The organism is Syntrophomonas erecta subsp. sporosyntropha, assembly GCF_055395365.1.
This window is the reverse complement of sequence record NZ_AP042459.1, coordinates 763,241-790,125: the sequence shown is the minus strand read 5'-3', so window position 1 is coordinate 790,125 and position 26,885 is coordinate 763,241. Positions and strand designations below refer to the sequence as shown.

Sequence of the window (26,885 nt, the reverse complement as noted above, 5' to 3'; positions counted from 1 at the left end):
TTATAGAAATTTTAGCTACAGATTGCCTGAGTTGTCAATGGCAATTTAAGGAAGCAGGGGCAGACCTCAAGTAGCAGCAGAAGTATTTCTGCAATTATCTGCAATTATCGGTATAGTGAGTAATCATCTCTTTTATATAGTAAGGGATACCTCTAGTAAAAGTACCTCGCATTCTTTTGCGGTCTTACTTTGTGCGATTACTTCTTAGTTATTTATCCGACAGTATAAAGTCCTTATCCAACTATACAAATAACTCTAATCCACATATTTTCGCCTGATGGCTCATTAGAATAATTTCTATCTAACAGTACCAATAACAGCGAGTTTTTTAGGTAGCATAACGAATATTAAAAGGCCAAGATGGGCCTTATAATACTTCCGGTAGGACTGGTATAATAGAGAAGTGATCTTTTGGCCCATCGGAAAACGGAACTAAAAATGAGTAACATTATCCCATCATCCATACACTAAATAATCCATTAACTTAAGGAGGAGATGCATGCAAAAGATTAAGGGTATTGTACGGGAAGTAATCTATTCGGTGTTACCAATAACAGTTTTTGTCAGCATACTGCAGATTCTGCTTCATGTTTCCGGTGAGGATTTTTTGCAGTTTATGGTGGGAGTCATTTTGATTACCGCGGGACTAATTTTGTTTCTATTAGGGGTTAATCTGGGACTGCTTCCGGTTGGTGAGGCTATCGGATCGGCATTGCCTAAAACAGGGAAATTGTGGATGATAATTATATCCGTTTTTTTAGTTGGTTTTGTGGTTACAGTGGCAGATCCTAATGTCAGGGTTTTAGCTACCCAGCTGGATGTGGTATCTGGTGGGGCAGTGCCTAAAAGTTTGTTGATAGTTACTGTATCTTTAGGGGCGGCGATTTATGTAGGCCTAGCTATATTAAGAATAATTGTTGGCATTCCTATTAAGTATCTTTTCCTGGCCAGTTATTGCCTGGTTTTTTTGTTGGCGGCTTTTACCCCTAAAGTATTTATACCTATTTCTTTAGATTCCGGGTGGGCCACTACCGGGCCTATGCTGGTGCCATTTATTTTGGCTCTGGGGCTGGGAGTTGCCTCGGTTTTAAGAAGTGGGAACGCTTCTGATGAAGGATTTGGCCTGATAGGATTAGCCTCAATTGGACCTACTTTAGCAGTATTAATTCTGGGAGTGGTTTACGGTTGACCAATATTCAAATATTCAATGGTTTTGGCAATGTTTTAGTAGAAGTAGCCTGGGCACTTATCCCCTTAGGATTGATACTTGTAACTGCCCAAGCTTTTTTGTTAAAATTACCCAAACAGGAACTTTTAAAGATGGTTAAAGGCTTATTGCTAACCTATATAGGTTTATCCTTATTCCTGCAAGGGGTTTATATCGGATTTATGCCGGCCGGAGAACGAATGGGAATAGCCCTGGGAAGTTTAAGTTCTAAGTGGGTATTGATACCTATGGGATTAATGCTGGGGTTTGTTACTGCATTTGCGGAGCCGGCAGTACATGTTCTTACTGCCCAAGTGGAAAAAGCGTCAGGTGGATATATTCCCCAACCGATCATGCTTTATACCCTGTCAGTAGGAGTAGCAGTTTCTGTTGCTATGGCTATGGCCCGTATAGTATGGGGGATACCTATACTATACATAGTGGTTCCTGGTTACCTGGCTATTTTTATTATGGTGCACTATTCAACTCAGTCGTTTATTGCTATTGCGTTTGATTCTGGAGGGGTAGTAACTGGCCCTATGACAGCTACTTTTATTTTAGCTATGACACTGGGCATCGCTTCAGCGGTAGACGGGCGCAATCCACTGATCGATGGGTTTGGCATAATTGCCCTGGTGGCACTAGCCCCAATTTTAGCTGTGTTAATTCTAGGATTGCTATACCGGCAGAAGGGGGAAGCAGAATGACCGAAGCCTTATACGGGTATAAGCTTCTAATAACGGTTGTCAACCGGGGGATAGCCCGCAAGGTAGTGGAAGCCACCAAAAAGGCCGGGGCTCGAGGTGGAACTACTATTATGGGACTAGGCACCGGGAGTAGAGATATAACTAAAATTTTCGGCATTCCGGTAGAAACGGAAAAGGAAATCATTTTTACAGTAGTATTTTTAGACCAGGCCCAGAGTATTCTGGAGACTATTGTTGCGGCTGGTAAGCTAGATAAACCTGGTCATGGCATAGTCTTTGTTGTTGATATTAACCAAGTGGCCGGTATTAACCAGATGTTTATTCCTGATAATGATAAGAGTTATCGGGAAACGGAGGGAATAGGAATGAAGGACAGTAATGAGATAAGTTACGATTTGATTATAACCATTGTTAACAAAGGTGATGCCCAGAAAGTAACTGAGGCATCGAAACAGGCCGGTGCTGAAGGTGGAACCATTATGTTTGGCCGGGGAACCGGGATACATGAAAAGGCTAAACTATTTGGTATCAGCATTGAACCGGAAAAAGAAATTGTCCTTACTTTAATTAACCGCCAGAAATCTGATGAAGTCCTGGCTGCGATAATAGAAAAAGCTAATCTTAATAAGCCCGGCAAAGGCATTGCTTTTGTTTTGGAAGTAGAAAAAGTGGCGGGTATTAATCATGCCCTAAATCAGATGATTAAGGAAAGTATAGCCCAGAAGAGCTAAGCTTCAATTAGGGGATTATCCTGAAGTCCCCTAATTTTTTGCATGGGGGTATTATATTTTAAGTAATCTATATTTATAAGGTGGACTGGTTCCCTTAGGCCTACTTTCAGGGGTGAATTTAAACGTTTTTGTTTATACTGCGGAAAGGCTAGTGGGAAGCTGAAGCTTCCTCTACCGGCTACTGGCGCTAAGCTTCCTCTACTGGCTACTAGCGCTGAAGCTTCCTCTACTGGCTACTAGCGCTGAAGCTTCCTCTACTGGCTACTGGCGCTGAAGCTTCCTCTACTGGCTACTGGCGCTGAAGATTCCTCTACTGGCTACTGGCGCTGAAGATTCCCCTACTGGCACCTTCGTTGCTATTCTAAGTGTGTTTTAGTTTGATCTGTTTTTTAAGTAATAATATTATCTCCAAAGACTGGATTACATGGCATAATTGATAATAAGTTAACATACTAGTGCTATTATGGATTAGAGCGAGCGAAACTAATTGCCAATCCTTTTAGAGGCATGGAGGTAGTATGAGCGGACACTTTGATTATTTTATACAGAACATTTCTCAAGACATTCATTCCCGAACGAAAACATACCTAAGTCCTAACCTGGTCATTTTTGAGCCGGAAAGCTATATTTTCGGCCAAAAGGCGTTTTTTGAGGATTATCATTTTCTTTTACTTTACTCCACGCCGCCCCTGGCTAAGATGGGCAAAAATCAGTACCAGTTTCGGAAAGGGGGTCTGGTTTGTTTTGAGCCAGGTACGGACTTAACGGTTCTCCCGGCATCTAATCATAGACATCCACCTAAATATCTGGATATTACTGTAAAAAAGGAATTTTTCCAACAGGTAGCATCTGAAGTAAGCCGAACTGATCAAATAAATTTCAAAAGAATAGAATCTGCTTTTAGTTATCGCTTAGTGGAAGTGATATCCAGTTTTAAAAATGAAATGCTTTTATATGGTAAAAGTTGTCCACTAATGGTGGACAGTATCGCCACTCAAATCGCAGTACAATTATTACGTGATGTAAATGGTGACATATCAGTTGGTAGAGCTACTATTTTAAAAGACCAACAGGCTATTAAAAATGCTATTGATTATATGCAAAGCTATTACAATTGCAGCATTACAATTACGGACATCTGCCAAACTGTGTATTTAAGCCCCAATTACTTTATTAGATGCTTTAAAGAACATACGGGTAAAACGCCTTACCAATATCTGATGGAGATTCGCATAAAAAATGCCCAACGAATGCTAAAAAACCCCGACTATTTGGTTGGAGAAATAGCTACTTTATGTGGTTTCGTCAACTCAGGGCATTTTGCTACCCTCTTTAAACGATATGTGGGCATACCGCCTACTGATTATAGGAAGAAAATATTTGGATCGAATATTCCAGAATAAATAAGGAAGCTATTATAACTGCCGTTTACGCATCGTAGACGGCAGTTGTTTTTTTAGTAGTTTCTGAAACAAGGAGCAATTATTTTTGAAAAGAATTACCCGGTTTCCTGTGGTACGTTAAAGGCAAAATGGGAAAGGGGTGATAGGTTGCGAAAAGTTAACCATATTCTCCTAATAATTATACTGTTGGCATTGTTTTGCATAATCGGTTGTGGCAATTCGGAAGAAAACCTTATGTTAGATAGTTCGGTGCAGTCAGAGGATAAAGCTGATAAAGAAAGCGCGGAAATTGCGAACAAGAACCAAACAAATATTAATGTCAGTCTGGGTAAGGTTGGGAACCAACTAAGCCTCCTCGAAGCGTATCCAAAAGATGAAATTCCTCTCCTGGATGATGCCAATATCATCAATGTTAATGATACTGGTACTAATAAATCAATAAGCATAGTATTTAAGACTGATAAATCAATGGATGAAGCGATTGCATTTTATAAAGATCTTTTTGCAAAAGGCACAATTAATATGCAGGCTGAAGTAGATAATGGGTATTTGATTGATGCGACTACCAACAATTATGAGGCTGTAGTAACCTTCAGCTTAACTAATGAAAAAGAGAATAGCATCATGATTAATGTAGTGCCTAAAGAATAGATTCTTTAGGCTTGGACGGATTGGAGGGTATTTAATTTGCATACTGTGATTTCTTATCAAAGAAAATTTGCCTATATTGCTATGTTAGCTTTTATGATGACGATTATCTTTTTTTCACCGCATACAGCCTATGCTAAATCAGTAACTATTAAGGATATCCAGGGTCATTGGGCTGAGCAAACTATTCAGAATATGGTGGATAACGGTATTGTGGCCGGCAATCCAGACGGAACTTTTAAACCGGAAGGGAAAATTACCCGGGCAGAGTTTGCTACCCTGCTAGTCAAAGCATATAAGCTAAGCGGCAGTGGCAAAGTATTTGCCGATACTAGTTCTCATTGGGCGAAAGACTATATAGCTATTGCCAGTGCTAATAGCATTGTCAATGGTTACAATGATGGTGAATTTGGCCCCAATGATCTCATTACCCGTGAACAGACGGCAGTGATGATTGTTAAAGCCGCCCAACTAGAGCCATCTAACGCTACTTTAAGCTTTGCAGACAGTGCCAAGATTTCAACGTGGGCAAGTAATGCAGTAGCTGCCGCTTATGCTAATCAGATTATCAAAGGGCTGCCAGATGGCCGTTTTGCCCCTCAGGATAATGCTACTCGTGCTCAGGCCGTTGTTGTTATTAATGCCGCTCTGAATGCCCGGGTAACTCCATCGGTTGCGGTAGAACCAGAACAGGACTATAGCCTAATCGAAAAAGCCGGCAGTTACGGACCGGCGGCGGGAAGCCAAACTATAAACGGTAATGTAACGGTAAAAGCAAAAGATGTTACCCTGGAAAATCTCCGTATTAAGGGAGATCTTATCATCGCCGAAGAGGTAGGCGATGGTGATGTTATTTTAAATAAGGTCATGGTGGAAGGTAAGACCTACATCCGTGGCGGAGGTCAAGATAGTATCTACATTAATGGGGGAAAACACTCTGAAATTATTGTCGAAAAAACTGCCGGCGGACAGGTGCGCATTGTAGTAGTCGATGTCCAGGGAATAAAAGTAACCATTGCTGAAAACGCCGAAAACGAAAAAGTTATGCTCCAGGGACAGTTTAAGAGCGTAACCATAAAAGCGGATGACGTTAAAATCACCACTCAGGAAGATACTGGAATAGACGAAGTCAAAGTCCAGAAGGGGCTTAAGGGCATTAATGTGGAGCTCGCCAAAGGCAGCAGTGTAAAAGGAATGATTCTCGATTCTAAAACCACTATTAAAGGTGAGGGGACTATTAAGGAAGCCAGCGGAGAGAAAGTTAAGGAGACTACTTTTCAAAAGCAACCTGATAAAATCGTTACGAAGTCAAGTGGAGGCAGAGGCGGAGGTGGTCCTGCTACTCCTTCTACTACGGCTGAGGTAAGTTCTGTAGATGCGCTTAATAAAGCATTGAATGACAGTAATATTAAGACTATAAATTTTACGAATAACATTAAAGCTAATGTGGAGATAAAAAGGCTGCCTAACACTATTAACTTTGGCAGCTACGCACTTGATGGGGACTTGAAGATCACTACCAATGATAAGGGAACCATGATTTTAAGCGGTAATACTAGTCCATGCATAAAGGGAAACTTAACTGTGAATGCCCCAAATGCAACCATAGCTAATAAGATTAAGGTGGGTGGAATTATCAATATAGTTGCAGTTGCCCCTAATAGCTGGAATGAAGAAGCTGACGGTAATAGCCTAAATATTCAGGCTGAAAATGCCTCGATCAACATTACAGGGCAAGTTAACACCTTAGTAGTAAATGTATCAGTTAGAGTCAATGTAGCGGGTACAGGTAACGTTACAGAAGTTACATTTAATGCTTCGGCGGAAATAACTGGTGGCGGGAGCATTGAATCTGCTGTAATAAATGTAACCGGAGTAAAAATAGATATAGCTCCACAGCAGACAACCCTGGGCGAAGGCACAACCGTAGAGATTGGCGGTTCACAAAGGGATACGGCCTGGATTGATACCCAAAATGCTATCAACGCTTTAAGCAAACAAATACAAAAAGCAGATGATCTATTCGCATCAACTCCAGAAGGAGATCAACCTGGTCAGGCATCTCAAACCGCCAGACTAGATTTTAAAACAGCAATTAATGCTGCCAAAGCGGTAAACAGCAATTCTAATTCTAGCGCGGAGGAAATTAAGGCCGCCACCAATGCATTGACAACTGCTACAGCAGCCTTTGAAGCAGTGTTAGTAAAGGAAGTACCCGTTATTGGAGTATTCATCGATCAAACATCGATTGGCTTGGAAGTGGGCCAAAGTGAAAACTTAATAGCAATAGTACAGCCGGAAAATGCCAGCAACAAAGCTGTGGCCTGGTCCAGCAGTAATCCCGAAATAGCAACAGTGGATAACACTGGTAAGGTGACAGGGTTTAAGGCTGGGACAACAACTATTGCTGCAACTACGGCAGATGGTAATAAGACTGCCGATTGCCTGGTAACCGTAGTTGATATCTCTATATTGGCAATAACAGGCGTAGCAATTATACCCGATATAATAAATATAGAAAAAGGCACTAGCATAGAAGCCTTAGGTTTACCAACCCAAATAGAGGTAATGATTACTGGTGGAGAAAAGAGAACAGTAGATGTTACCTGGAATGACGGTATCCCCCAGTATAATCCCAATCAGGTAGGGGACTACACATTCTATGGCACCTTGACTAACCTGCCTACTGGTGTCACTAACCCATCCCACCATAAAGCAACCGTAAAGGTAATCGTAATAGCATCCCTGGAAGACAATACCCCACCAGTCATGACCCGGTTGGGAAATGAAACCGTAATCCTTAACGTTGGGGAAACCTATATAGAACCAGGAGTTACAGCTATTGATGACAATGATGGCGATATCACTAGTAACATAGTTAGAACCATTGTAATTGATGCCACAGGATCTAATAGGGATGAAGTGGATACATCGGAAGGGTGTAGTTATACTATTCACTATAATATTATGGACTTTTTCGGCAATACTGCCGAAGTGACCAGAAAAGTAATCGTAATAGAAAAAGTAAGGGAAATCACTGTATCAAGCCAGGATGGAATAACTACGATACTAAAGAGCCAAACCCTACAAATGCAAGCCACGATAACCCGGGACACTGCTACCAATAAAGAGGTAACCTGGTCGGTAGAACCTGGCACCGGAACTGCAACCATAGATAATGATGGCTTATTAACAGCAACTGGTGCGGGTACAGTGACCGTTAAAGCTACAGCTAAGGATGGTTCAGGCATCGTAGGAGAAATAGGGATTACAATAAAGGAAAGCAGTATACCAGTAACTGATGTATTCATGGGAGTATCCTCAGAATATATTGAAGTTGGTAAGGATGTGACTTTGCTGGCTATAGTGCAACCGGAAAATGCCAGTAACAAAGCAGTAACCTGGTCTAGTAGTAATACCGAGATAGCCACAGTTGATAGCACTGGTAAAGTGACTGGGCTTAAGGCTGGGATAGCAACTATTATGGTAACTACAGCAGATGGGAATAAATCGGCTACCTGTGAAGTAATGGTGGAAGATCCGACTGTCCATGATGCATCATTAGCATCATTTAAAGTAGCAGATAGGAATGTATTAGACCTGCCGAATATAGAAGTGAATGATCCGGAAAATGACGCAGGGGCAACTTTGGAAAACAACTTTGCCAATAGGTTTGGTATTAGTGCCAGAGCAGATTTGGATGGTACAACGGTAACAATAATAGTCAATAATGAAGTGGTAGCTGATCCTGCCAACTATGGAGTTAACGCAGGCGATGTTATTGTTGTAACCCTTAATGTCCAGGGTATTGTAACAAAATACTATAAAGTGACGGTAGCAGCTGTACAGGGACCTGAACCTCCAGCAGCTCCTGAAGCAAGTGCCGTTACCATTACACAGCCGATAGAAAATGCCGCTATTGGACAAACGAATATTACCATTGCAACTAACCTGGAGTTCAGAATAACAGATGCAGCCGGTATTGAAAAACAAGGTTGGACAGATGGAACAGGGGAAGCCCTGGCCACCACAGCTAATCCAGCCTTAGCAGCTGGTGATAAACTTGAAGTCAGGGTCAAGGAAGCCCTGCCTGTCCTAGCGGGGGATATTTATACTTATATAGTACAAACTGATGATATTGGTACGGGCAATGAAAAAGCTGGAGCGGCATTAGCTGCAGTGGAAGCAGCGGAACAGGCCGTGGCAGCCTTTACAGAGGGCGTTTATTCTGAAACTGATCTGGAAAATGCCGGAGATTTAAGATATGCAGCCCTGGGGAAAATTAATTTACTGGATGATGGTGACCTAAAGACGGCTTTAATGGCTAGACACAATAAAGTAAGTGAAATTTTAAGGATTTACAATGAATTGCTGGATGAATATGATGGCTTGGTTGCAAAATATACCAAGTTCCAAAACCTAACTACCAATGAAGTTTTAATTAAAAAATATACTATAGGCTCCGGTGGCAGTTTAAGAACGGTATTTACCTGGGAATCAACCAATTCAGAGTTAACCGAGATTACTGAAAGAGGCGATAATGAATACAACTTGGTAATCTATCGACCCGATAACACAGCAGGAGATGCTGTAACAGCATTAGACTTAACCATTACTCTGACCAGCTATGAACTACAATCCACTTATATATTAAAAAAATCTTTCCCCATAACCATTGCGGCATTTACTGAAGCAGAACAGGCTGTCATAGATGCTGCCTGGAAGAAGGTAAATGATGCGATAGCAGATTTTAATGTAGCTTTTACAGATGATATGTATGATAGCACTGCAGCGAAAAATTTATATGCAACGGCCCTGGAACCAGCCCTTGATGCTATTAGCGCTGTTTTTGATTCAAATGTTGGATGGTATGGAAATATTGATTTATTAGACGAAGCTCTTATTCCTATCAGGAGCCTTCTTGATGCTATGGAGAGTATTATCCTTGATATCGAAGGTGATGGAACCGAGGATGAACCGGGAATATCACCTATTTCAGATGAGTATATCTGGTTGACGCAAACAGGCTATGATACTATCCCTTCCAATGTAATAACAGCATGGACATCCAGCCACTCTGATATTGTCTCAACTGATGGCCAAGTAACTAGACCAGTAGGAGCTGACGTCGATATTACATTATCACTTACTCTAACCGCCGATGAATATATTTTGCAAAATGAGTTTACAGTAACAGTTCTGGCTATAGACCCTAGGGATGCCGCTCTGGAGGAGCTAATAATAGGCGGTGTTACAGCAGAGGATATGGCAGGTGCCGAAAATAACGGTAAGGTTTTAGTGAAATGGACTCCGCTTACTGGAGCACAAATTGAAGAAACGGGAGCATTGGGATATACAGTATTTTATAACGACGGTATAGATTCTTACGGGTCTATAGACGTGGAAGATCCTAGAGCAGATAAACTGGAAGTAACCGATCTGATAGCGGATAGGGAATACAGCTTTTGGATTATATCTTATAATGAAACTTGTGAGTCTGCCTGGATCGAAGAAGCCCAAGCTCAAGCCACACCTTTTGATGAACTCATTGAACCATAACGTTATCGGATTGATTATTTGCAAATAAAAAGACAATCATAATTACTGCCGTTTACAGATAGGAGACGGCAGTAATTTCTTAAGGGGAAAAACTCACAATAGTATTAGAATCAGGTAAATTTTTTTGTTTATCAAGTTGTTTATTGGTCTATAAACAAAAGACCCTCTGCTATTATATGTTAGCAGAGGGTCTTTTGCTTTATTTGGTCTACTTTTATTTTCCTAACGAGTGATTAGTCCTGCGGTTCCAATTAACAAGAGGATTTTTTAATCGTCGCTATTTTTCTACAAGCTGGTTGTTTAAGAATACTTCCTTGGTTTCGGGATGGTAGGATACTTCATAACCTAGTGCTTCGGCAATAAATCTAAGGGGTACATAAGTAACGTCGCCTTTAATAAGGGGGGCGCTATCCATTTCTTTATCTTGGCCATTGAGAGTATACTGCTTTTGGCCTATATTCATAATTATGTTTTTATTAGCAGTGCTCATGGTTACTGTGGCCGGAGGGTTCCAGTTAACTTCATAACCCAGGGAATCACCTAGTTCCCTAACCGGAACTAGAATACGATCAGATTCTATAAACGGGGCATTAACAAAGGGGATATGATACTGATCGTTGACATTTACTGTTATCGCCTTTGCTGCCGGTTCTGGACTGTTTAGTGCATCTGGCTCCAGCTCATCCATATCCATACTATTATCTGCGGTTAATACTGGAGCAGTAAAATTCACTTTATTTTTAAACTGTTGGTCGATATTAAAATCAGCGGCCAGGTTTACGGGCATACCCTCCATATTACCAGTAAGGTTAAGATTACCTTTAAGAGTGGATTTATCTTGGCTGGTCAGGGAATCAGCGGTTAGTTTTACGGTTACATTTTTTTCGTCAGCCGGAGATTTAAAACTTATAACCATATTCACAGTTGAAGAAATCTGAGCTGACTGGATATTTGATTTACTGTTAAGTTTACAGTCCATAATCATATTTTCATCACTATAGCCAAAATCCCAATCTGCAATCCCTTTTTCCGGACTTATTTGGGTTTTGCATTTACGAATTTTTAAATTCTGCGATACCTTTAGGAAGGAAACATCCTTATCAGTTTCAACCGTGGTAAGGTTTTTCACTATTTCATTTTTGTCTATAGTAGGGTCTAATGCGGCCATTTGTTCGGCTAGTTCAGCAATAAATTTTTCATCCTGGAAATTCTTTGCGATAAGGACTAATGATGGCTTATCAATATTCATTTCGGCTGTATTTCCCTGGGAGGTGAAACATGTATCAGGTATAGCTTCAAATATCGTTTTTACCAGTTCCATAGCTGCTTCTTGTTTACTGGACTGGTCCATAATGGTCTGCAGTTCAGCAAAGCTAAAGCCTTCTAATTTAGTGTAAACATATTTAATGTTTTCCGCGGGCATTTCCATTTGGGGATTAACTTTTGCTATAGAGTTTAGGGATTCCACCGGAATAATCATAGTATCACCAATAATATAGAACGCTAAGTTAATTTCCTGTGGTGTACTACCATCTACACTGCCATCGACCACGAAAAAGGCTTTATCATTTTTTACGTCCATATCATATTTCAGGTTAGCTTTGATATTCTGGAAGCCTAATGTCTGGAAGGTTTCACCATTGATGTGTAGGTGGATTACACCGCTTAAGGGACGGTTGAAGTTAAACTGCATTTGTTTATCCTGCTGAATTTGAATGTTTTCCAGGTACAAAGTCTTCCCTGGGCTGCTGGCCACAGCGGTAAAGGGGAGGGCAAGAGTAAGAACAAATGCTAGTAACAATAGTAAAATGGTCTTCTTCATATTCAATAACTCCTTATATAATATTGTGATAATGCCATCTGTAAGTATACTGTGGTAAATCTCGAAATTCAAGGAAGCATTTTTTGCTTCCTTTTATATCAAATGATAATGGAAAAGATTTATAAATGCTGCTTTGCATATTGAGGTTATTTAGGGAAACTGCATTCAAGAAAAGAATAGTTTCTGAAAGAGTATTGGCATATAAACAAGGAAAAACATTCATTAAACGATTAAAAAGAGTTATGGAAAATGGCTGTTAAATACCGGCAATCTTATCTTTTGGATTCTTATTAGTTTGTCATTGAATAATAGGATCCAAAGCCAACAAAGGGCCGATTCTCCGGTTCTTGCCGGAGAATCGGCCCTTTGTTCCTCATTCCAGAATTAACCCTACTAACTCGTTTAATTATGCTTCACTTAATTCCAATAAAAAAGATCTAAATGTTTCCCACTTATCGTTATCAATTTTAGCCAGAAATTTATCATTGGCCCTGATGATCGCTTCGGTTACGGGTTTTTCCAGACTCCGGCCTTTATCAGTAAGTAGTATTTGAAGTGCTCGCCGGTCATTCGGGTCAGTTGTTTTTAATATCAATCCTTTACTTTCCATTCTATCCAGATGGGTGGTCATAGTAGAATAGTCTAGTGATAAACGGTTAGCCAGGTTTTTCGAGGTTTGTCCGTCTTTATCCCATAGACATCTGAGCAAAGCGTATTGCACGGGTGTTACATTATATTCACTAAGTTCAGCTTTAAAGGCCTGATAAACATGCTGTTGTGCCTTGGTTAATGAAAAATTTAAACATTCCTCTAGGTCCATTTTGCTCCCCCCTTAGTTCTTACTATATATTCTACCCTAATAAGTAAAATATGTGGAATGGCAAGAGTAGCATATCAAAATGTTTTATACTAAATAATATTTTATTAAAGGATATTGCGGGCAGATAACGTGGATTTAATCGTTTTAACGCCATTTTACGCTCTTACTGCTACAGTATAGCTGGTATATAAAAATGTTGGTATACAAAAAGTTGGTTGACACATAGCTTCATATCCATATAAAATAGATATAGAAGAACTATGAGTTTGCTGGTCAGAAACTGATAAATTTTTCGTAATACTAGTACAGGAATACTGCAACATGTTATTAATGTCTGCGATGGGCAGTTAACATAAAGCGAGGGGGAACTCCCTCTACCCCTTCAAATTTGGCTTTACTAATATTTTCCTTTTTATATAAGGTGTAATCACTATAGCGATTACACCTTTCTTGTTTCTGGTAATAAAATTCAAGGTGAGTTGCTATGTCAGCAAACGGGGTATTAAAATTTTAGTTGCTATATAATATAAGGAAAAAGCCGGGGCTACCAAGATTTCCTGGTGTTGAAAGGGGTTATCAATGTCTGCTATTAAGAAAGCACTGGAAAAGCAAAGGGAGTATTTTAACAGTGGTAAAACCAGGCCAGTCAGTTTTCGTATTGAGCAATTAAAAAGGCTAAAAAAAGCTGTTACCGATAATGAAAAGCACATAATGGAAGCCTTGCAAAAAGACCTTAACAAAGCGCCTTTTGAAGCTTATGCTACTGAAGTAGGAATGGTTTTAGAAGAGATAAACTATGCCCTTAAACATCTGCCGGCCTGGGTAAAACCAAAAAAGGTTAAGACCCCGATAATGCATTTTCTCTCTACTAGTTATACAGTTGCTGATCCTTATGGAGTTGTCTTGATCATATCACCCTGGAATTATCCTTTCCAACTAAGTATAGCGCCGCTGGTGGGGGCGATAGCAGGTGGAAACTGTGCGGTTATTAAACCTTCGGAGTTTTCTTTCCACACCTCGGCTTTCCTGGCCCAATTAGTAAGAGATTATTTTGGGGAAGAATTTCTTACAGTAATTGAAGGAGACCAGGAAACGAGTCAAGCATTGCTAGCGGAAAGATTTGACTATATTTTTTTTACTGGAAGTGTAAAGGTAGGTAAAGTGGTCATGGCGGCAGCAGCCCAAAACCTTACTCCACTAACACTGGAATTAGGCGGCAAGAGCCCCTGTATAGTAGCCGGTGATGCCGATGTTGAATTGGCAGCCAAAAGAATTGTATGGGGTAAGTTCTTAAATGCCGGGCAAACCTGTGTGGCCCCAGATTATTTAATGGTGCATAAAGACATAAAAAATCAATTGATTGCCAAGATGCACCAATATATTCGGCAGTTTTATGGGGAAGATCCCAGTAACAATGAAGAGTTCCCTAAAATCATTAACCAGAACCATTTCTTAAGACTTATTAATCTCATGCAAAGTGGAACTATTGTCGCCGGGGGAGAAATTAACCAGGCTAGGATGTGCATAGCTCCTACTGTTATTGATTATGTAAGCTGGGATGATCCTATTATGCAGGAGGAGATATTTGGGCCACTGTTGCCGATTTTGGAATTTAATGACCTGGAGGAAGTTATTGCGGTGGTAAACCGTCATTCCAAACCACTGGCCCTGTACCTTTTTACTAACTGTCCAGGAAATGAGCGGGAAATAATAGAGCGGGTTTCATTTGGTGGTGGTTGTATTAATGATACGATTGTGCACCTGGCTACCTCCTATATGCCATTTGGCGGGGTAGGGGAAAGTGGTATGGGGAAATACCATGGAAAGGCCAGTTTTGAAACCTTTACACATACTAAAAGTGTTTTAAAAAAATCCCTGTATATAGATATACCCCTTCGTTATCCACCCTACCGGAATAACCTTGCCCTGGTTAAAAGATTTTTAGGCAGGTAGGATTAGCCGGTCTGGTTGTCTTATCCAGTTTGGATTACACCAACAAATAAAGGAAAATAAGGAAACCTGTAGAATAAGATCACTAACACAAAGTGGAGGTGCTTGTTAATCATGGAAAACAAGGGTGTTAGTGGGCAGACATCAGACATTTACCAAAGACCTGCATTAGTGACGTCTCCAGAGGAGGCGAAAAGCCTGCTACTGGAAGGTAACCGGCGGTTTGTTGCCGGAGGGGCATTGATCAAGGACATTACCAGTGACAAACGTAATGAACTGGTTCTTAAAGGGCAAAAGCCTTTTGCCGTAGTACTAACCTGTTCTGATTCACGTGTACCTCCGGAACTGGTATTTGATCAGGGATTAGGCGATCTTTTTGTCATCAGGGTGGCTGGTAATGTAGTAGATCAGACGGTTATGAGTAGTGTGTTGTATGGGGCGGAACATCTCCAGGCTCCCCTGGTGCTAGTCCTGGGACATGACCATTGCGGTGCGGTAAAGGCAACCGTTGACGGGGAGGAGGTTCCCGGTATCTCTAATAAAATTAAACCATTGGTGGATAGACGTAAGTCGGAAGGAATTACTGGTGACAGCCTGTGCCGGAAGGTTGAAGATGATAATATTGAAGCGGTATTAGTTGAAATTACAAATAACTCCGAAATTAAGCATCTGTTGCAAGAAGGTCAACTAAAAGTACTGGCGGCTAAGTACAATCTCCAATCTGGTGAAGTAGAGCTGTTTTAAAAATATTTTAAAGAATACCAAAAAAATGCCCGGTAGACCAGTACCGAGCATTTGGCGGCGAACCGCCTAGTATATAGTTTGACGTCGGCAAGCACTAGCCGTCATTACTAGCTTAGTGAGGGGACTTAATATTGTCCCCGTTTGTTTTAAGCAGTCTCACTTAAAAGAGGATCATGTAGAATGCTCCCATAACTATCAGGCCAAAAGGGGTTCCGATTACTGCCCATTCTTTCATGGAGATGCGCAGTTTGGATGCGGAAATGATGTTGGGTATATTACCTGGAATTAGCATTCCACCGCTAATTAGTAAACCCATTAATATAGCCTTAATCTGGTGAGTACTCATCTGAGCGCTTATTTCCGCAGCCGTCAGGGTAGCATTATCCAGAACTGCTGATACCATATTGGCCCAGTAGAGGATATGGTAATCTAATTTTAGTATATAGGCATCTATGAGGGGTTGAAAACCCTGGCCCAGGAATACCAGTGCCATAACAAACAGATAAACTTTTAGTGCTCTAATTATAATACCTTTCCAGGTTTCGCCTTCTAATTCTGGTTCACTGTCAGCCTCGACGGTGAGAGCTGCATCGGTTTGTGATAAGTTTTCAGATTCACCCTTCCCCTGAACGCGGTAGGTATAAAGTCCTCCCAAAACACCGAGAGCAATGACTGCCGGTATAATATAACGTCCCAAAAGGGTAAGCAGATAGAAAAAGTTTTGGTTTAACTTTGAAATAGCAATAGTAGCCAGGGGTTCACCGATAGGTGTCAAGGCTGCCCCTAAACCGATACCGTAACAAGCTATCACGCATACTACAATTTTATTGCGGCGAGGCAGTGGTAGCAGAGAGATTAACTCTACTAGAACAATAGCTGCCACTATGGCGGTAATGATACTGGAGATTAACCCCAGAACAGTAATAATTGTAAATACCACCAGCGGAAGGGGTATTCTTTTAAAAACACCCGCCATCAGGGTAGTGAATTTCTCCTGGGCTATGAAGAATAGGGCCCCAGCAACAAAAACAGCCAGGGTTATCCAGATAGGTTCTTTAAGGGCTTCCAGCACCAGAGGTAGCTGTAGATGGCCGGAAATAGCTACGGCCGCAACGCCCATAACGAACAGAAAAGCTTCCAGGTTTTCTTCTACCTTTTTAAAGGCGAAGGGAAGTATTAATACCGCTGCCAGAATAATAATTAGAGATGTGATTACCACTTCAAGTCCTCCTTTGATTAATAATGAAAACTGCAAATGACAATGTAATCGCATTTCTTATCTGGCCAGGATAAGTATGACTGTATACAAAAAGGGTGGGTAATATCATTTAATGATAGTTACCCACCCCAGTAACCGATTTCTCATGACGGAATATTTCATATCATTACCGACTTAGAAATACCCGTCCCGTGAACCCCCGCTTTCGCAAGGGCCACTTTGACCGTAAATACATATTTAGCTTTTATCGCAATGTAATTATAACATGGTTTATTCAATAGTTAAAGGGGGACATTTTTCCTATAAAATTTTGTTTTGCCATATCTTATAATTAAAGGTTTCAATATGAAGTAACTATCTTGATCATTACTATTTGAGCAAGGTAAACACGCTGTAAAGGCAAAAAAACTAACAGGAGCTGGTGATACTCAAGGTTGCGATTAGGTTAAGATGGGTATTTGAGTTAAACCATTATAATTATTTTGCACTCTAATGACAGTAGGGAAGAATACTGTAATTGGGATGGTAATATGAGATAAGCTTTCCTGGTATACTACAGTTATCAGCGGTCAAATTAAAAGCCTTTATTATAATGTTAAATATACTGTTAAAAAGGTAACCTAGTAAAGAAGGCAGGATTCATCCGAAAATTTAGCGAATTATTATAACCGAAAAGAAAGGGGGATGGAGCATGAAAGCCAGAAATCTCGTTGCTTATGCCTCCCTGGGCCTACTCATAATAGGAATAATAGTGGTGGGTGCGTTTTCCTTAGAGTATCTTCGGGAGTATCAGTCCACCCATTACCAGGGATCTTACCGGTACCTGGCGCTGCTTATAATATTACCGCTGTTAATCGGGGCCTTGCTGGGGGGAGAAGCCTGCTTAACTCGTTCTAAAAGGTCAGGGGTATGGTTAATCAACTGGTATAAACTATTGTTTATAGGAGGGCCACCCTTGGTACTAATCGTGGTAAGCCTCCTGCATCTATCAGGAATATGTTCTTTACCAGGTAAGTGGGCTAGGGCTATATGGGGACATAATTTTTTTATTATTATTAATGCCTTTGTAATGGGATATGCTATTACCGGTAGTTGGCATAAAAGGGATAAGGATAATATTTACGTAAATTCCTGGAATGATGTTCACTATTCTGGTAGTCTTAACTCATTCAAATAAGTTTAACATTATAACCCTGGAACGTTGTCCAGGGTTATTTTTAGATCTAAATAGGGAGGCTTTCCGTTAATTCTTTCCTAAACAAATGTTAAAGAAGTAGGGTTTACTCTACCTTAAACAGCTGATGGAGCGGTGAAGTCCTCCTTAAATATATGTTTAAGGAATAAAATGCACATTGCCTATAGCTATACTAGGGATTATAATAAAACTAATTATTGTACATAAATGGCATAGTGGGAAATAGCGTAAACTTCAGGTAGATAAGTAGAAGGGGAGCATGTCTCTATTATCCATTCATGGAATATCTGGTAAGTGATAAATGATATATCAGGAGGGTAAACCCATGAGGCTTTCAACCAAAGGAAGATACGGGCTGCGGGCTATGGTGGAAATAGCTAACCATCAGGAGAACGGACCAGTACCTATGCATAGTATAGCCGAGCAGCAGAGTTTATCAGAAAGGTACCTGGAGCAATTACTTATTCCGCTTAAGCAGGCTGGTTTGGTAAGAAGTGTACGCGGTGCACAAGGAGGTTATATTTTAGGACGCCACCCTAAAGAAATCACGGCTGGGGACGTTATAAGGGTTTTAGAAGGACCAATCGGGCCGGTAGATTGTATAAGCGAGGCCTTTCCTGAGGAATGTAATCGGGCTGAACAATGTGTAACCCGTATAGTCTGGTGCCAGGTAAGAGATGCCATCAAGGATGTACTGGATTCATTTACCTTGGAAGACCTGATGAAGGAATCGCAATCTATGGTAGCTGAATTGGAAGAAAAGGAATAATTTTAGCAGGGGCCTGGTAAATGGCATAATTGACCAGTTAATCAGCTGAATTTTAGGCCTGTACTTATAAAAAGGCACATGATGGAGAGGGATTTTTTCAGGTTATTCCATTAAATAGATCCAAATGGGTAATGAATGTATAAAAATATATTGCGGACAGTCATTTTTTAAAAAATTTAAAAAATGATTGCCTTTACAGTTATCAAATGGTATGATGTTTAATAACTTAATATAAAAGTCAGGCCGCTTATTAAATGGGCTGGGCCCTATGGGCAGCGGAAATTACCGTGGGACTACAATATTTTTATTGCAGTTCGACGGTAATTTTTTTTAACTGGGGTAAAGCTAATAACAATTATTTTACTGGGAGTGGGATAATGTGGATAAATTTACGGTGGAAATCAACAATTTATTAGTTGGCAAGGTGATGAGGGATAAAGCCAAAATTGATAAAATCAATGAACCTTTGCAAAGAAGAAAGATTGCTTATCTGGAGGCATGGGTTAGCATAATCGGTAATCTGGTTCTGGCCGTTATTAAGGTAATCTTTGGCGTGATGATAAATAGTATTTCACTTATTGCTGATGCAGCCCATACTGCCTCAGATGTTTTAACCTCCCTAGTAGTTATTTTAGGATTTAAACTTTCATCTATGCCGGCCGACGAGAAACATCCTCATGGTCATGGGCGTATTGAATTTATAGCTACTATGATTATATCCCTTATGCTGATGGGTGTAGGGGTAAAGTTTTGCGTAGATTCCTATGGTAGATTCTTAGATAATACCCCGGTTACCGGTAGCTTCCTGGTAGCAGTTATCATGGTGTTAGCCGGCCTGTTTAAGGAATGGATGTCACGTATGTCTATAGACCTAGGGCAAAGAATCAATTCCTCGGCTTTGGTTGCTGATGCCTGGCATCACCGTACAGACGCTATTGCTTCCGTATTGGTTGCTGTAGCCATTGTGGCCTCTGGTTACGGGTATTATCGGGTAGATGCTATTCTCGGTCTGGCCGTTTCAGCTTTGATCATATTTACAGGTATTGAAATATTTAAGGAATCTGGTTCAAAATTAATCGGTGAAAGCACTACCGAACAATTGGATGAGATTAATCAGCTGGCAATGACTATTCCTGGGGTGGTTGCCACCCATGATATTAGTGTACACGACTACGGGGCTAATAAAGCCATCTCTATTCACATTGAGGTCGATCAGAAGTTATCCATAAATCAGGCTCATGATATAGCTCATGAGGTAGAGGAGACTATAAACAAAAGTTTATACGCTTTAACTACGGTTCATATTGATACAGTACGCAACTATTCATAATATCTTAATATTAGTTTAGTGCAAATAGTTTACCAATAGTCAGGCATAGGCCGGACCCTATAGCGGACAGCGTAGGAACGCGGGGCTTTTTTAAGTCCCGCGTTTAAAAAAAAGGTTGTCTTTAGGTTTAGAGGTTTTTGAAAGGGGAGTATCTGATGAGGAAGAGATGTGGTCCCCATGTAAACTGCTCTGGCGTGGTGATGTTTAAACCAGATGCGGCGAGAGAGACTGTTACCTGTACCGGAACAGCCACAATAATTCCTTTAAGATCTGGTCAATATTCTGAATGGGAAGATAGCTGTTTTACTGATGGTTGTTGCCTTTGGGAATGTACAGACCGGAAACTGTTTACTAATCGGAGTATACCTATCGAAAAATTGATATTAATTGCTGAGCTTATTAAATAATTTATGAGAATGGAAAAAGGTAGGCTTACCAGCTTATGTAATAGAGCTACTTATAAACGGAATAGTAACTTAAGGAGTACAAGGGGTTTTTTGAAATATCAGGATTTATTATTAAGATATAGGAGCCGGTATTAATAATTTTGCTCTGGCTGCGGAATGCTAGGAAAAAAGTATCGAGGTGAAATATTATGCTGGCTAATCGGGCCCAGGAAATAATGAATGCCCGGGAAAAAATTGCTGTATTTTATGAAGGACACCCAGTATGGATAGAAAATATAGAAGGGGACTCAGCCCAGGTAAGGCTAATAGATAGGGGGCAAAGTCTAAAAGTACCGGTAAATATGTTAGCTGAGGGGTAGGTCCTTAACCAAAATATATTAAAATGTCTGAAGGACCCCAGGATCACATTAAAGTATATGTTCTGGGGTCTTTCGCTTCCTATGTAATGCGTTTGCATATAGTTATTGGGTAGTTATAATAAAAATAATAGGTTCATACAGGTTTAGTTTATGATGAGTGCATAAATAATAGTGGAGGGTTATTTTATGGCTGAAACTACTGGAACCGTACTGGCCGTGAATGTTTCTAGGAAAACAGGGGAAAAAAAGTATAATGTTGGGAAGGCTTTTCTGGATGTGAATCTGGGTATTGGTATGGATGCTCATAGCGGTCCGTGGCATCGGCAGATCAGCCTTCTATCCTGGTCCAGTTTTGAAAAAATGCGAGCATTGGGAGCAGATGTGGATTATGGAGGGTTTGCTGAGAATTTGACGGTTGATGGGGTGGAGGTTAGTACTTTGCCAGTGGGAACCAGGATTAGTACAGGCGAAGCAGTTTTGGAGATTACTCAGATTGGGAAGTCCTGTCACAATAAAGCTTGTGCAATTAAGCAAAAAACCGGAACTTGTGTGATGCCTCGCGAAGGTGTTTTTGCCCGGGTAATTACGCCGGGATGGGTGAAAGTCGGGGATTGTATTAGCCTAGTGAAATAACAGGCAGAGGGGGAGCAGGGAAGGAAGCAAGGGGACCATCCCCTTGTTCCTTCAGGGTTATTTTAACGGCAGGGGAGTGGACTTTATTCAGATAGCGCAGTAAGATGAAGATAGAAAGGTAAATAGATTTCGGGACGTTACCATATCCATTAGATCACGTGTTCTATGTGAAAGGGAGGTGTGGTAGTCGGGACGATGAGGCGAGTAGTAAAGAGGTGAACTGCTCGTTTTTTTGTTATATGCCGGTAAGGCATTAATGAAAAGGAAGGTGACTGCCATGTTTAAATATTGGTGGGAAAAGGTAGTCCAATATATCAGGAAGCACCTGGCCTTGTCGCAGCCCTGGGGCCATGAGCAGGATCTGTATTTTCGTATATGGTTGTTTCAAAGGGGATTACACGTGGATCTGGATAGTGGAGGGCCCGGAAAAAATAATGCTGATAAAAATACCCAAGTCCAGTTATAGAATAGTAAGCCAATTGTATTGACCTGCTTTAAGAGCAGGTTTTTTTTGTAAACGGGCAGTTTGGTTAAGTCGTATTAATAATGGGAGCCGGTTAGATGTATAAAATTGAATTGTGATTTTCCGGCAAAAATCCAATAACTTTGTTTTGAATGTAAATTGAGTAGGACAACGTAGGCGAAGTATGGCCATTATAGAAACATCCTACCAAGGAGCAGCAGACGGAGCGAGTGACGGATGTGGAATGAGGACGGTGGAATAGGAGTAAGACTAACATAATACAACTTTTTGTACGAGGAATCAATTAGGTAATAATAATTTTATTGATACCGGTGTATATAAAAAATATGCCCAGGCCGCCTAGAAAAACTCCGCACAGGAGTAAAATCAGGCGGAACAAAGATGGTTTTAAAAAACGCTTTCCACCGGCAACTACTGCGGCAATAAAAGAATACCAGATTAGATCAGATATTATATGTCCGGTAAAAAAGGCAGCTACACCCTGGTAGCCAGTTTGTATAGCTATAGTCAGGTAGCCTAAACCGACTGTGGCCCACCAAACAAACCAGTAGGGATTAGCTAATGAAACTAAAATCCCGGCTGGGAAGGGATGCATTAATCTTCCTTTACCGGCCTGAGCCTCCTGGCGGGAAGGCAGGTGAATCTTATCTAACCGAACCTCTTTTACCATATTGTAACCTAGAAAAACCAGAAAGAATCCCCCAATAATTGCGATAGAACTGGTGACAGCCCGCTGGGAAAGAAAGCTGGATGCACCGGCCAGCAGGGAGACAACTACTAATAGTTCGAGAAGGGCATGCCCGAGTACGGTAAGTGGGCCGGCGCTGGCTCCCCGTTCAGTACTGGATGCGATTGTGTAGGTTAACAGGGGGCCAGGCATCATTGCACCCGAAAGGCCTACCACAAAAGAGGTGACAAAAAGAGCGCCCATCTGCACTAATTTCCTCACCTCCATTCTTCCTAAAATTATTAGCCGCTGTTCTTTATAATAGTACAGTATAGTCTTATATTATAATAATATTGTCTTAAGTTTGGCTAGATTGATTCTCGGGCTTTCAAAAGTTGAGTGATTACAGCATTAACCGGGGTTGGAACTCCCAGGCGTTTACCCAGAGCAGCTACTGCACCGTTAAGAGCATCTATTTCGGTTTTTCGACCCCGTTGAATATCCTGTAACATGGAGGCATGGTGTCCACCGGTAGAGGGGAGCAGGGTGGTATAAAAAACCTGGAGATAAGCATTGGCATCAGGCCATAGGGTAGGCTGATCCATGGCTTTTAAGACAGCAAATATTTCTTCGATAATGGCATCCATTAGTCGGCGGGTAGACTCCATTTCTCCTAGTTGGCCATAGTTTACTTCCAAAATGGCACCCAGGGGGTTAAGGGCTGAATTGTAGATTATTTTGGCCCAAAGATATTGCATTATTTCAGCGGTAGCACGGGTGGGGATACCGGCCTGGGTAAACATGACGGCTAATTCCTCCAGATAGGAAGAGTCAATAGAGTTAGAGGGAGATCCAATAGCCACATCATCAGCGATGACGGTTACCAGAGAATGCCCTGGATTAATAGTTTCTGCCCCAAAAATTATTCGGCCCATAATGACATGATCTTCCGGTAGGTATTGTTTAGCTGCTTCAAAATTACCATAACCATTTTGCGCTAAAATTATATAAGGAAAAGGTTTTAAGTATTGGCCCAGTTGTTGGGCTATATTAGGTGTTTCATAGCTTTTTACGGTTACAATGGCCAGGTCAAATTGAAGGCAGTTTAGTTCGTCTAAGGAAGTGGCCACCTGGTCGGGATAAACCTGATGATTGCCCCATATTCCTTCAACCTGCAGTCCTTGTTGGTTTATAGCTTCTACTACCGGTTCCCTATCAATACCGTAAACTTCATGTCCGGATTGTTTTAATAGGCCGGCATATACGGTTCCCAAGGCTCCCATTCCAAACACCAGTATCTTCATAATAAATCACACCTTCGATCTTTATTTTTCATGCGCTAGTATGTTTAGTTGGCAACGTAGATTGATTAATGTAAAATCCGGGTAGTTCCGGGTAGTTTTATATTGAGTATTATAAACTATTAAAAAAAATTAATCAGGTAGGGATGCCGTTTGGGGTGTAATTTTTAGTAATGCTTACGAATGTGTGCAAATGTGCGCATTTATAAAAAAGCAATCCATATTTTGGCTTTATTTTTTGTATAATGAAACTTGAGTCACTGTAATGCAGGTGGTAGCATAAAAATAAACTAATTATAACCGGGTATGAAAAGAAAATTTAATATAATACTTATAGGAAGGGAGATGTAACCGGTGAAAAAACAATGGCTAAAATTCATAGCGATATTTTTGGCGGCTTTTGTTCTGGGGGGAGCAGTAGTTGCTTATAATGCAGGGATACCAATTCTGGCTGGTTTTAATGGAGAACAACCGGCCCGGCTGGCGGAGGCTTCCAATAATGATGCGGGTTCACTCCTGCCGATAGCAAGCGGACCGTTAAATGTAGCTGACATCGCGGCTAAATCTGGCCCGGCGATAGTCAACATAAAAGCCAAAGTCAAGGTAAGTTCTGGCATGGATAATCCTTTCTTTAATGATCCCTTTTTCCGGGAATTTTTTGGCGATCAGTTTAGGCTTATGCCCAGTCCACGTTATGAGACTGGTATTGGTACTGGTTTTATTATCTCACCAGATGGTTATATTCTAACTAACCAGCATGTCATTAATAATGCGGTTGAGGTTAGTGTACAGATTAGCGGCAAGCAAAATGAGATTCCTGCCCAGGTGGTAGGACAGGACTATGAGTTGGATCTGGCAGTGTTAAAGATTGATGGGAACAACTATCCTACATTACCGATGGGTGATTCCAACAAAATGCGGGTAGGGGAATGGGTAGTAGCTATCGGACAACCGTTTGGATTGGATCATACCGTTACTGCCGGGGTTATTTCCGCTAAAGGAAGGCCTATAAGCATACAGGATCGCAATTATAAAAACCTAATTCAAACGGATGCAGCTATCAACCCGGGTAATAGTGGTGGTCCATTATTAAACATGCAGGGCCAGGTAATAGGTATAAACACGGCTGTTAACGCTCAGGCTCAAGGAATTGGTTTTGCGATACCTATTAATACAGCCCGGGAGGTACTAGATGATTTAAAAAATGGTAACAAGGTACTCAGGGCTTATTTAGGTATTAGCATGGTGGACCTTAATAATGAAATTCGTAGTGAACTGAATTTACCGGCTGATACTAATGGAGTAGTAGTAATGAAGGTTATGCAGGGTAGTCCGGCCGCACAAGGTGGATTACAATACCTGGATACAATTGTAGCTATAGACGGTAAAAATATAACTGCGGCTACTGAGGTACAAGCGACAGTAGAAAGCAAAAAACCAGGAGATCAGATGAAGCTAGAGGTGATCCGTCAGGGTAACCGGGTGAACCTGACCGTAGTTTTACAACCTAAGCCATAGATAGTATAAATAGAAAGTCGAAAAAGACCCACAGCCAGGGGTCTTTTTTTCTAAGTATTCTCGTTTAATATCGCTGGAATGGAGGTAGGTTTTTGGAAGCCCCGCACTTATTAAAGCAAATTATACTTGATTTAACCAACCTAGGGGGCAGAGTCTTTTATACTGGCGGTTATGTAAGAGACCACCTTTTAGGGATAAAAAGTCATGATATTGATGTAGAAATTTTTGGACTGAGACGGGAACATGTTATAAAAACACTATCTTCTTACGGTGAGTGCCAACTGGTAGGGGCGAGTTTTCCCATATTAAAATTAAAAGGCTATCCATACTGGGATTTTATAGTGGTTGATCAGGAAGGTTTTACTCCTTATGATTCCTGCCAGCGTAGGGATTTCACAATTAATGCCCTGCTGATGGATGCGTTGAGTGGAGAAATCATCGATTATGTAAATGGCCGGCAAGACCTGGCTAAGGGACTGATCCGTCCTACCTGTTCACAAGTTTTTGAACAAGATCCCCTGCGGGCTTATCGAGCCATGCAGCTAGCAGCCCGTATGAATTTACACATAGAAGAATCGACCCTAGATATTATAGGACAGGTAAATCTCCAGGGGATTGCCAAAGAGCGGATATTTATTGAATTTAGTAAACTTCTTCAAGCCCCGTTACCTTCTACCGGGTTGCGCTATATGCAGGAGTCTGGAATATTATCACAAAATCATCCCCTACTGCAATGTTTGGTGGGGTGCGGCCAGTCACCGGAGCATCACCCGGAGGGAGATGTCTGGGAACATACCCTGCTAGTTGTTAACCGGGCTGCAGAACTTAAAGTACAGTCTGGCCAACCGGAAGTGTTTATGTTTGCAGCCCTTTTACATGATATTGGTAAACCGTTAGTGACCAGAGCGGAGGCCAGTAAAGTTACGGCCTATGGTCATGATGTGGAAGGGGCTCGTCTGGCCCGGGTATTTCTGGAAGATATGACTTCTAATCGGAAGTTTATCGGGGCAGTAAGCCGGCTGGTTAGAGAACATATGCAGCCGGTTTTATTATTTAAACAGCGCCATCAGGTTTCTGATCGAGCTATTCGTAAATTAGTAGCCCGGGTAAAAGTCCGGGAGCTATTATTGCTGGCCCAGGCGGATTTCCAGGGAAGAGGTCATGAAAGACATTTTGAACCAGTCAGGGACTGGTTATTAGGAAGAATAGATAATCTGGGTTTAGATCCTGACCAGGAAATAAACCCAGTGGTACGTGGAAAAGACCTGGTGGCTATGGGCCTAAAACCAGGTCCCGCATTTAAACGTATTCTTGATGGAGCTTATGAAGCTCAACTGGAAGGGAAAACCCGCTCGGAAATTTTACGCCAAATAAAACGTGAAACCTGATGAATTATCTTTTGATCTTTTTAT

22 protein-coding genes and 1 other annotated feature (1 of these 23 cut by a window edge) are annotated in these 26,885 nt (G+C 41.1%); of the genes, 17 read left to right on the top strand and 5 right to left on the bottom strand.

The features are described from left to right. Positions 1-5: a binding site (T-box leader), on the bottom strand; it reaches 252 nt to the left of the window's first position. 494 nt (positions 6-499) lie between these two features. The 6 genes from ACZ5Q0_RS03715 to ACZ5Q0_RS03690 all read left to right on the top strand — a co-directional run bounded on the left by ACZ5Q0_RS03715 (position 500) and on the right by ACZ5Q0_RS03690 (position 10,255). Further along, on the top strand, positions 500-1,189 hold the full coding sequence (locus ACZ5Q0_RS03715) for a DUF1538 domain-containing protein (protein WP_446819297.1): 690 nt from the start codon (positions 500-502) through the stop codon (positions 1,187-1,189). Continuing rightward, complete coding sequence (locus ACZ5Q0_RS03710; RefSeq protein WP_447182718.1) at positions 1,186-1,914, top strand: DUF1538 domain-containing protein; 729 nt, start codon at positions 1,186-1,188, stop codon at positions 1,912-1,914. Before ACZ5Q0_RS03715 ends, ACZ5Q0_RS03710 begins: the two co-directional genes overlap by 4 nt. Then, entirely contained in the window at positions 1,911-2,645 is a 735-nt protein-coding gene (locus ACZ5Q0_RS03705) for a P-II family nitrogen regulator (RefSeq protein ID WP_446819299.1), read from the top strand. The genes ACZ5Q0_RS03710 and ACZ5Q0_RS03705 overlap by 4 nt, the downstream gene beginning before the upstream one ends. A gap of 518 nt (positions 2,646-3,163) precedes the next feature. Next, complete coding sequence (locus tag ACZ5Q0_RS03700; protein ID WP_446819301.1) at positions 3,164-4,048, top strand: helix-turn-helix transcriptional regulator; 885 nt, start codon at positions 3,164-3,166, stop codon at positions 4,046-4,048. A 234-nt stretch (positions 4,049-4,282) separates the two neighbouring features. After that, entirely contained in the window at positions 4,283-4,699 is a 417-nt protein-coding gene (locus tag ACZ5Q0_RS03695; protein ID WP_446819303.1) for a hypothetical protein, read from the top strand. A gap of 45 nt (positions 4,700-4,744) precedes the next feature. After that, complete coding sequence (locus ACZ5Q0_RS03690; protein WP_447182863.1) at positions 4,745-10,255, top strand: Ig-like domain-containing protein; 5,511 nt, start codon at positions 4,745-4,747, stop codon at positions 10,253-10,255. A gap of 277 nt (positions 10,256-10,532) precedes the next feature. Here ACZ5Q0_RS03690 and ACZ5Q0_RS03685 read toward each other — a convergent pair whose 3' ends face one another. Further along, entirely contained in the window at positions 10,533-12,077 is a 1,545-nt protein-coding gene (locus ACZ5Q0_RS03685) for a copper amine oxidase N-terminal domain-containing protein (RefSeq protein WP_447182717.1), read from the bottom strand. 406 nt (positions 12,078-12,483) lie between these two features. Further along, entirely contained in the window at positions 12,484-12,897 is a 414-nt protein-coding gene (locus ACZ5Q0_RS03680) for a MarR family winged helix-turn-helix transcriptional regulator (RefSeq protein WP_446819306.1), read from the bottom strand. Positions 12,898-13,476: 579 nt separating this feature from the next. On the opposite strand from ACZ5Q0_RS03680, the gene ACZ5Q0_RS03675 reads away from it, so the two are divergent. Both ACZ5Q0_RS03675 and ACZ5Q0_RS03670 read left to right on the top strand, forming a co-directional pair. Next, complete coding sequence (locus ACZ5Q0_RS03675; protein ID WP_446819308.1) at positions 13,477-14,850, top strand: aldehyde dehydrogenase; 1,374 nt, start codon at positions 13,477-13,479, stop codon at positions 14,848-14,850. A gap of 168 nt (positions 14,851-15,018) precedes the next feature. Continuing rightward, positions 15,019-15,591 (top strand): carbonic anhydrase, encoded by a 573-nt coding sequence (locus ACZ5Q0_RS03670; protein WP_464827254.1) that lies wholly within the window; start codon positions 15,019-15,021, stop codon positions 15,589-15,591. Positions 15,592-15,751: 160 nt separating this feature from the next. Here ACZ5Q0_RS03670 and ACZ5Q0_RS03665 read toward each other — a convergent pair whose 3' ends face one another. Then, complete coding sequence (locus tag ACZ5Q0_RS03665) at positions 15,752-16,810, bottom strand: DUF1646 family protein (protein WP_446819311.1); 1,059 nt, start codon at positions 16,808-16,810, stop codon at positions 15,752-15,754. A 691-nt stretch (positions 16,811-17,501) separates the two neighbouring features. On the opposite strand from ACZ5Q0_RS03665, the gene ACZ5Q0_RS03660 reads away from it, so the two are divergent. The 7 genes from ACZ5Q0_RS03660 (at position 17,502) to ACZ5Q0_RS03630 (ending at position 21,969) form a co-directional block, all read left to right on the top strand. Next, positions 17,502-17,987, top strand: coding sequence for a hypothetical protein (locus ACZ5Q0_RS03660; protein ID WP_446819313.1), 486 nt, complete (start codon positions 17,502-17,504; stop codon positions 17,985-17,987). A gap of 343 nt (positions 17,988-18,330) precedes the next feature. Next, positions 18,331-18,774, top strand: coding sequence for an RrF2 family transcriptional regulator (locus ACZ5Q0_RS03655; RefSeq protein WP_446819315.1), 444 nt, complete (start codon positions 18,331-18,333; stop codon positions 18,772-18,774). A gap of 379 nt (positions 18,775-19,153) precedes the next feature. Then, on the top strand, positions 19,154-20,104 hold the full coding sequence (locus ACZ5Q0_RS03650; RefSeq protein ID WP_446819317.1) for a cation diffusion facilitator family transporter: 951 nt from the start codon (positions 19,154-19,156) through the stop codon (positions 20,102-20,104). A gap of 155 nt (positions 20,105-20,259) precedes the next feature. Next, positions 20,260-20,511 carry a hypothetical protein gene (locus ACZ5Q0_RS03645; RefSeq protein ID WP_446819318.1) on the top strand — a complete coding sequence of 84 codons (252 nt, stop codon included), beginning with the start codon at positions 20,260-20,262 and terminating at the stop codon, positions 20,509-20,511. 188 nt (positions 20,512-20,699) lie between these two features. Then, positions 20,700-20,870, top strand: a complete 171-nt coding sequence (locus tag ACZ5Q0_RS03640) for an H-type small acid-soluble spore protein (protein WP_446819319.1) — start codon at positions 20,700-20,702, stop codon at positions 20,868-20,870. A 186-nt stretch (positions 20,871-21,056) separates the two neighbouring features. Further along, a complete protein-coding gene (locus ACZ5Q0_RS03635) occupies positions 21,057-21,503 on the top strand; it encodes an MOSC domain-containing protein (RefSeq protein ID WP_446819320.1) in 447 nt (148 codons plus the stop codon). A gap of 277 nt (positions 21,504-21,780) precedes the next feature. After that, a complete protein-coding gene (locus tag ACZ5Q0_RS03630; RefSeq protein ID WP_446819321.1) occupies positions 21,781-21,969 on the top strand; it encodes a hypothetical protein in 189 nt (62 codons plus the stop codon). Positions 21,970-22,270: 301 nt separating this feature from the next. Here the strand turns inward: ACZ5Q0_RS03630 and ACZ5Q0_RS03625 are convergent, their stop codons facing one another. After that, positions 22,271-22,936: a LysE family transporter gene (locus ACZ5Q0_RS03625; protein ID WP_446819322.1), complete on the bottom strand. Its 666-nt coding sequence runs from the start codon at positions 22,934-22,936 to the stop codon at positions 22,271-22,273. 86 nt (positions 22,937-23,022) lie between these two features. After that, positions 23,023-23,958 (bottom strand): ketopantoate reductase family protein, encoded by a 936-nt coding sequence (locus ACZ5Q0_RS03620; RefSeq protein WP_447182716.1) that lies wholly within the window; start codon positions 23,956-23,958, stop codon positions 23,023-23,025. A gap of 351 nt (positions 23,959-24,309) precedes the next feature. On the opposite strand from ACZ5Q0_RS03620, the gene ACZ5Q0_RS03615 reads away from it, so the two are divergent. Together ACZ5Q0_RS03615 and ACZ5Q0_RS03610 are read left to right on the top strand one after the other, a co-directional pair. Next, entirely contained in the window at positions 24,310-25,473 is a 1,164-nt protein-coding gene (locus tag ACZ5Q0_RS03615) for a trypsin-like peptidase domain-containing protein (protein WP_446819325.1), read from the top strand. Positions 25,474-25,565: 92 nt separating this feature from the next. Next, a complete protein-coding gene (locus ACZ5Q0_RS03610) occupies positions 25,566-26,861 on the top strand; it encodes a CCA tRNA nucleotidyltransferase (protein WP_446819326.1) in 1,296 nt (431 codons plus the stop codon). The last annotated feature ends 24 nt before the right edge of the window (positions 26,862-26,885 follow it).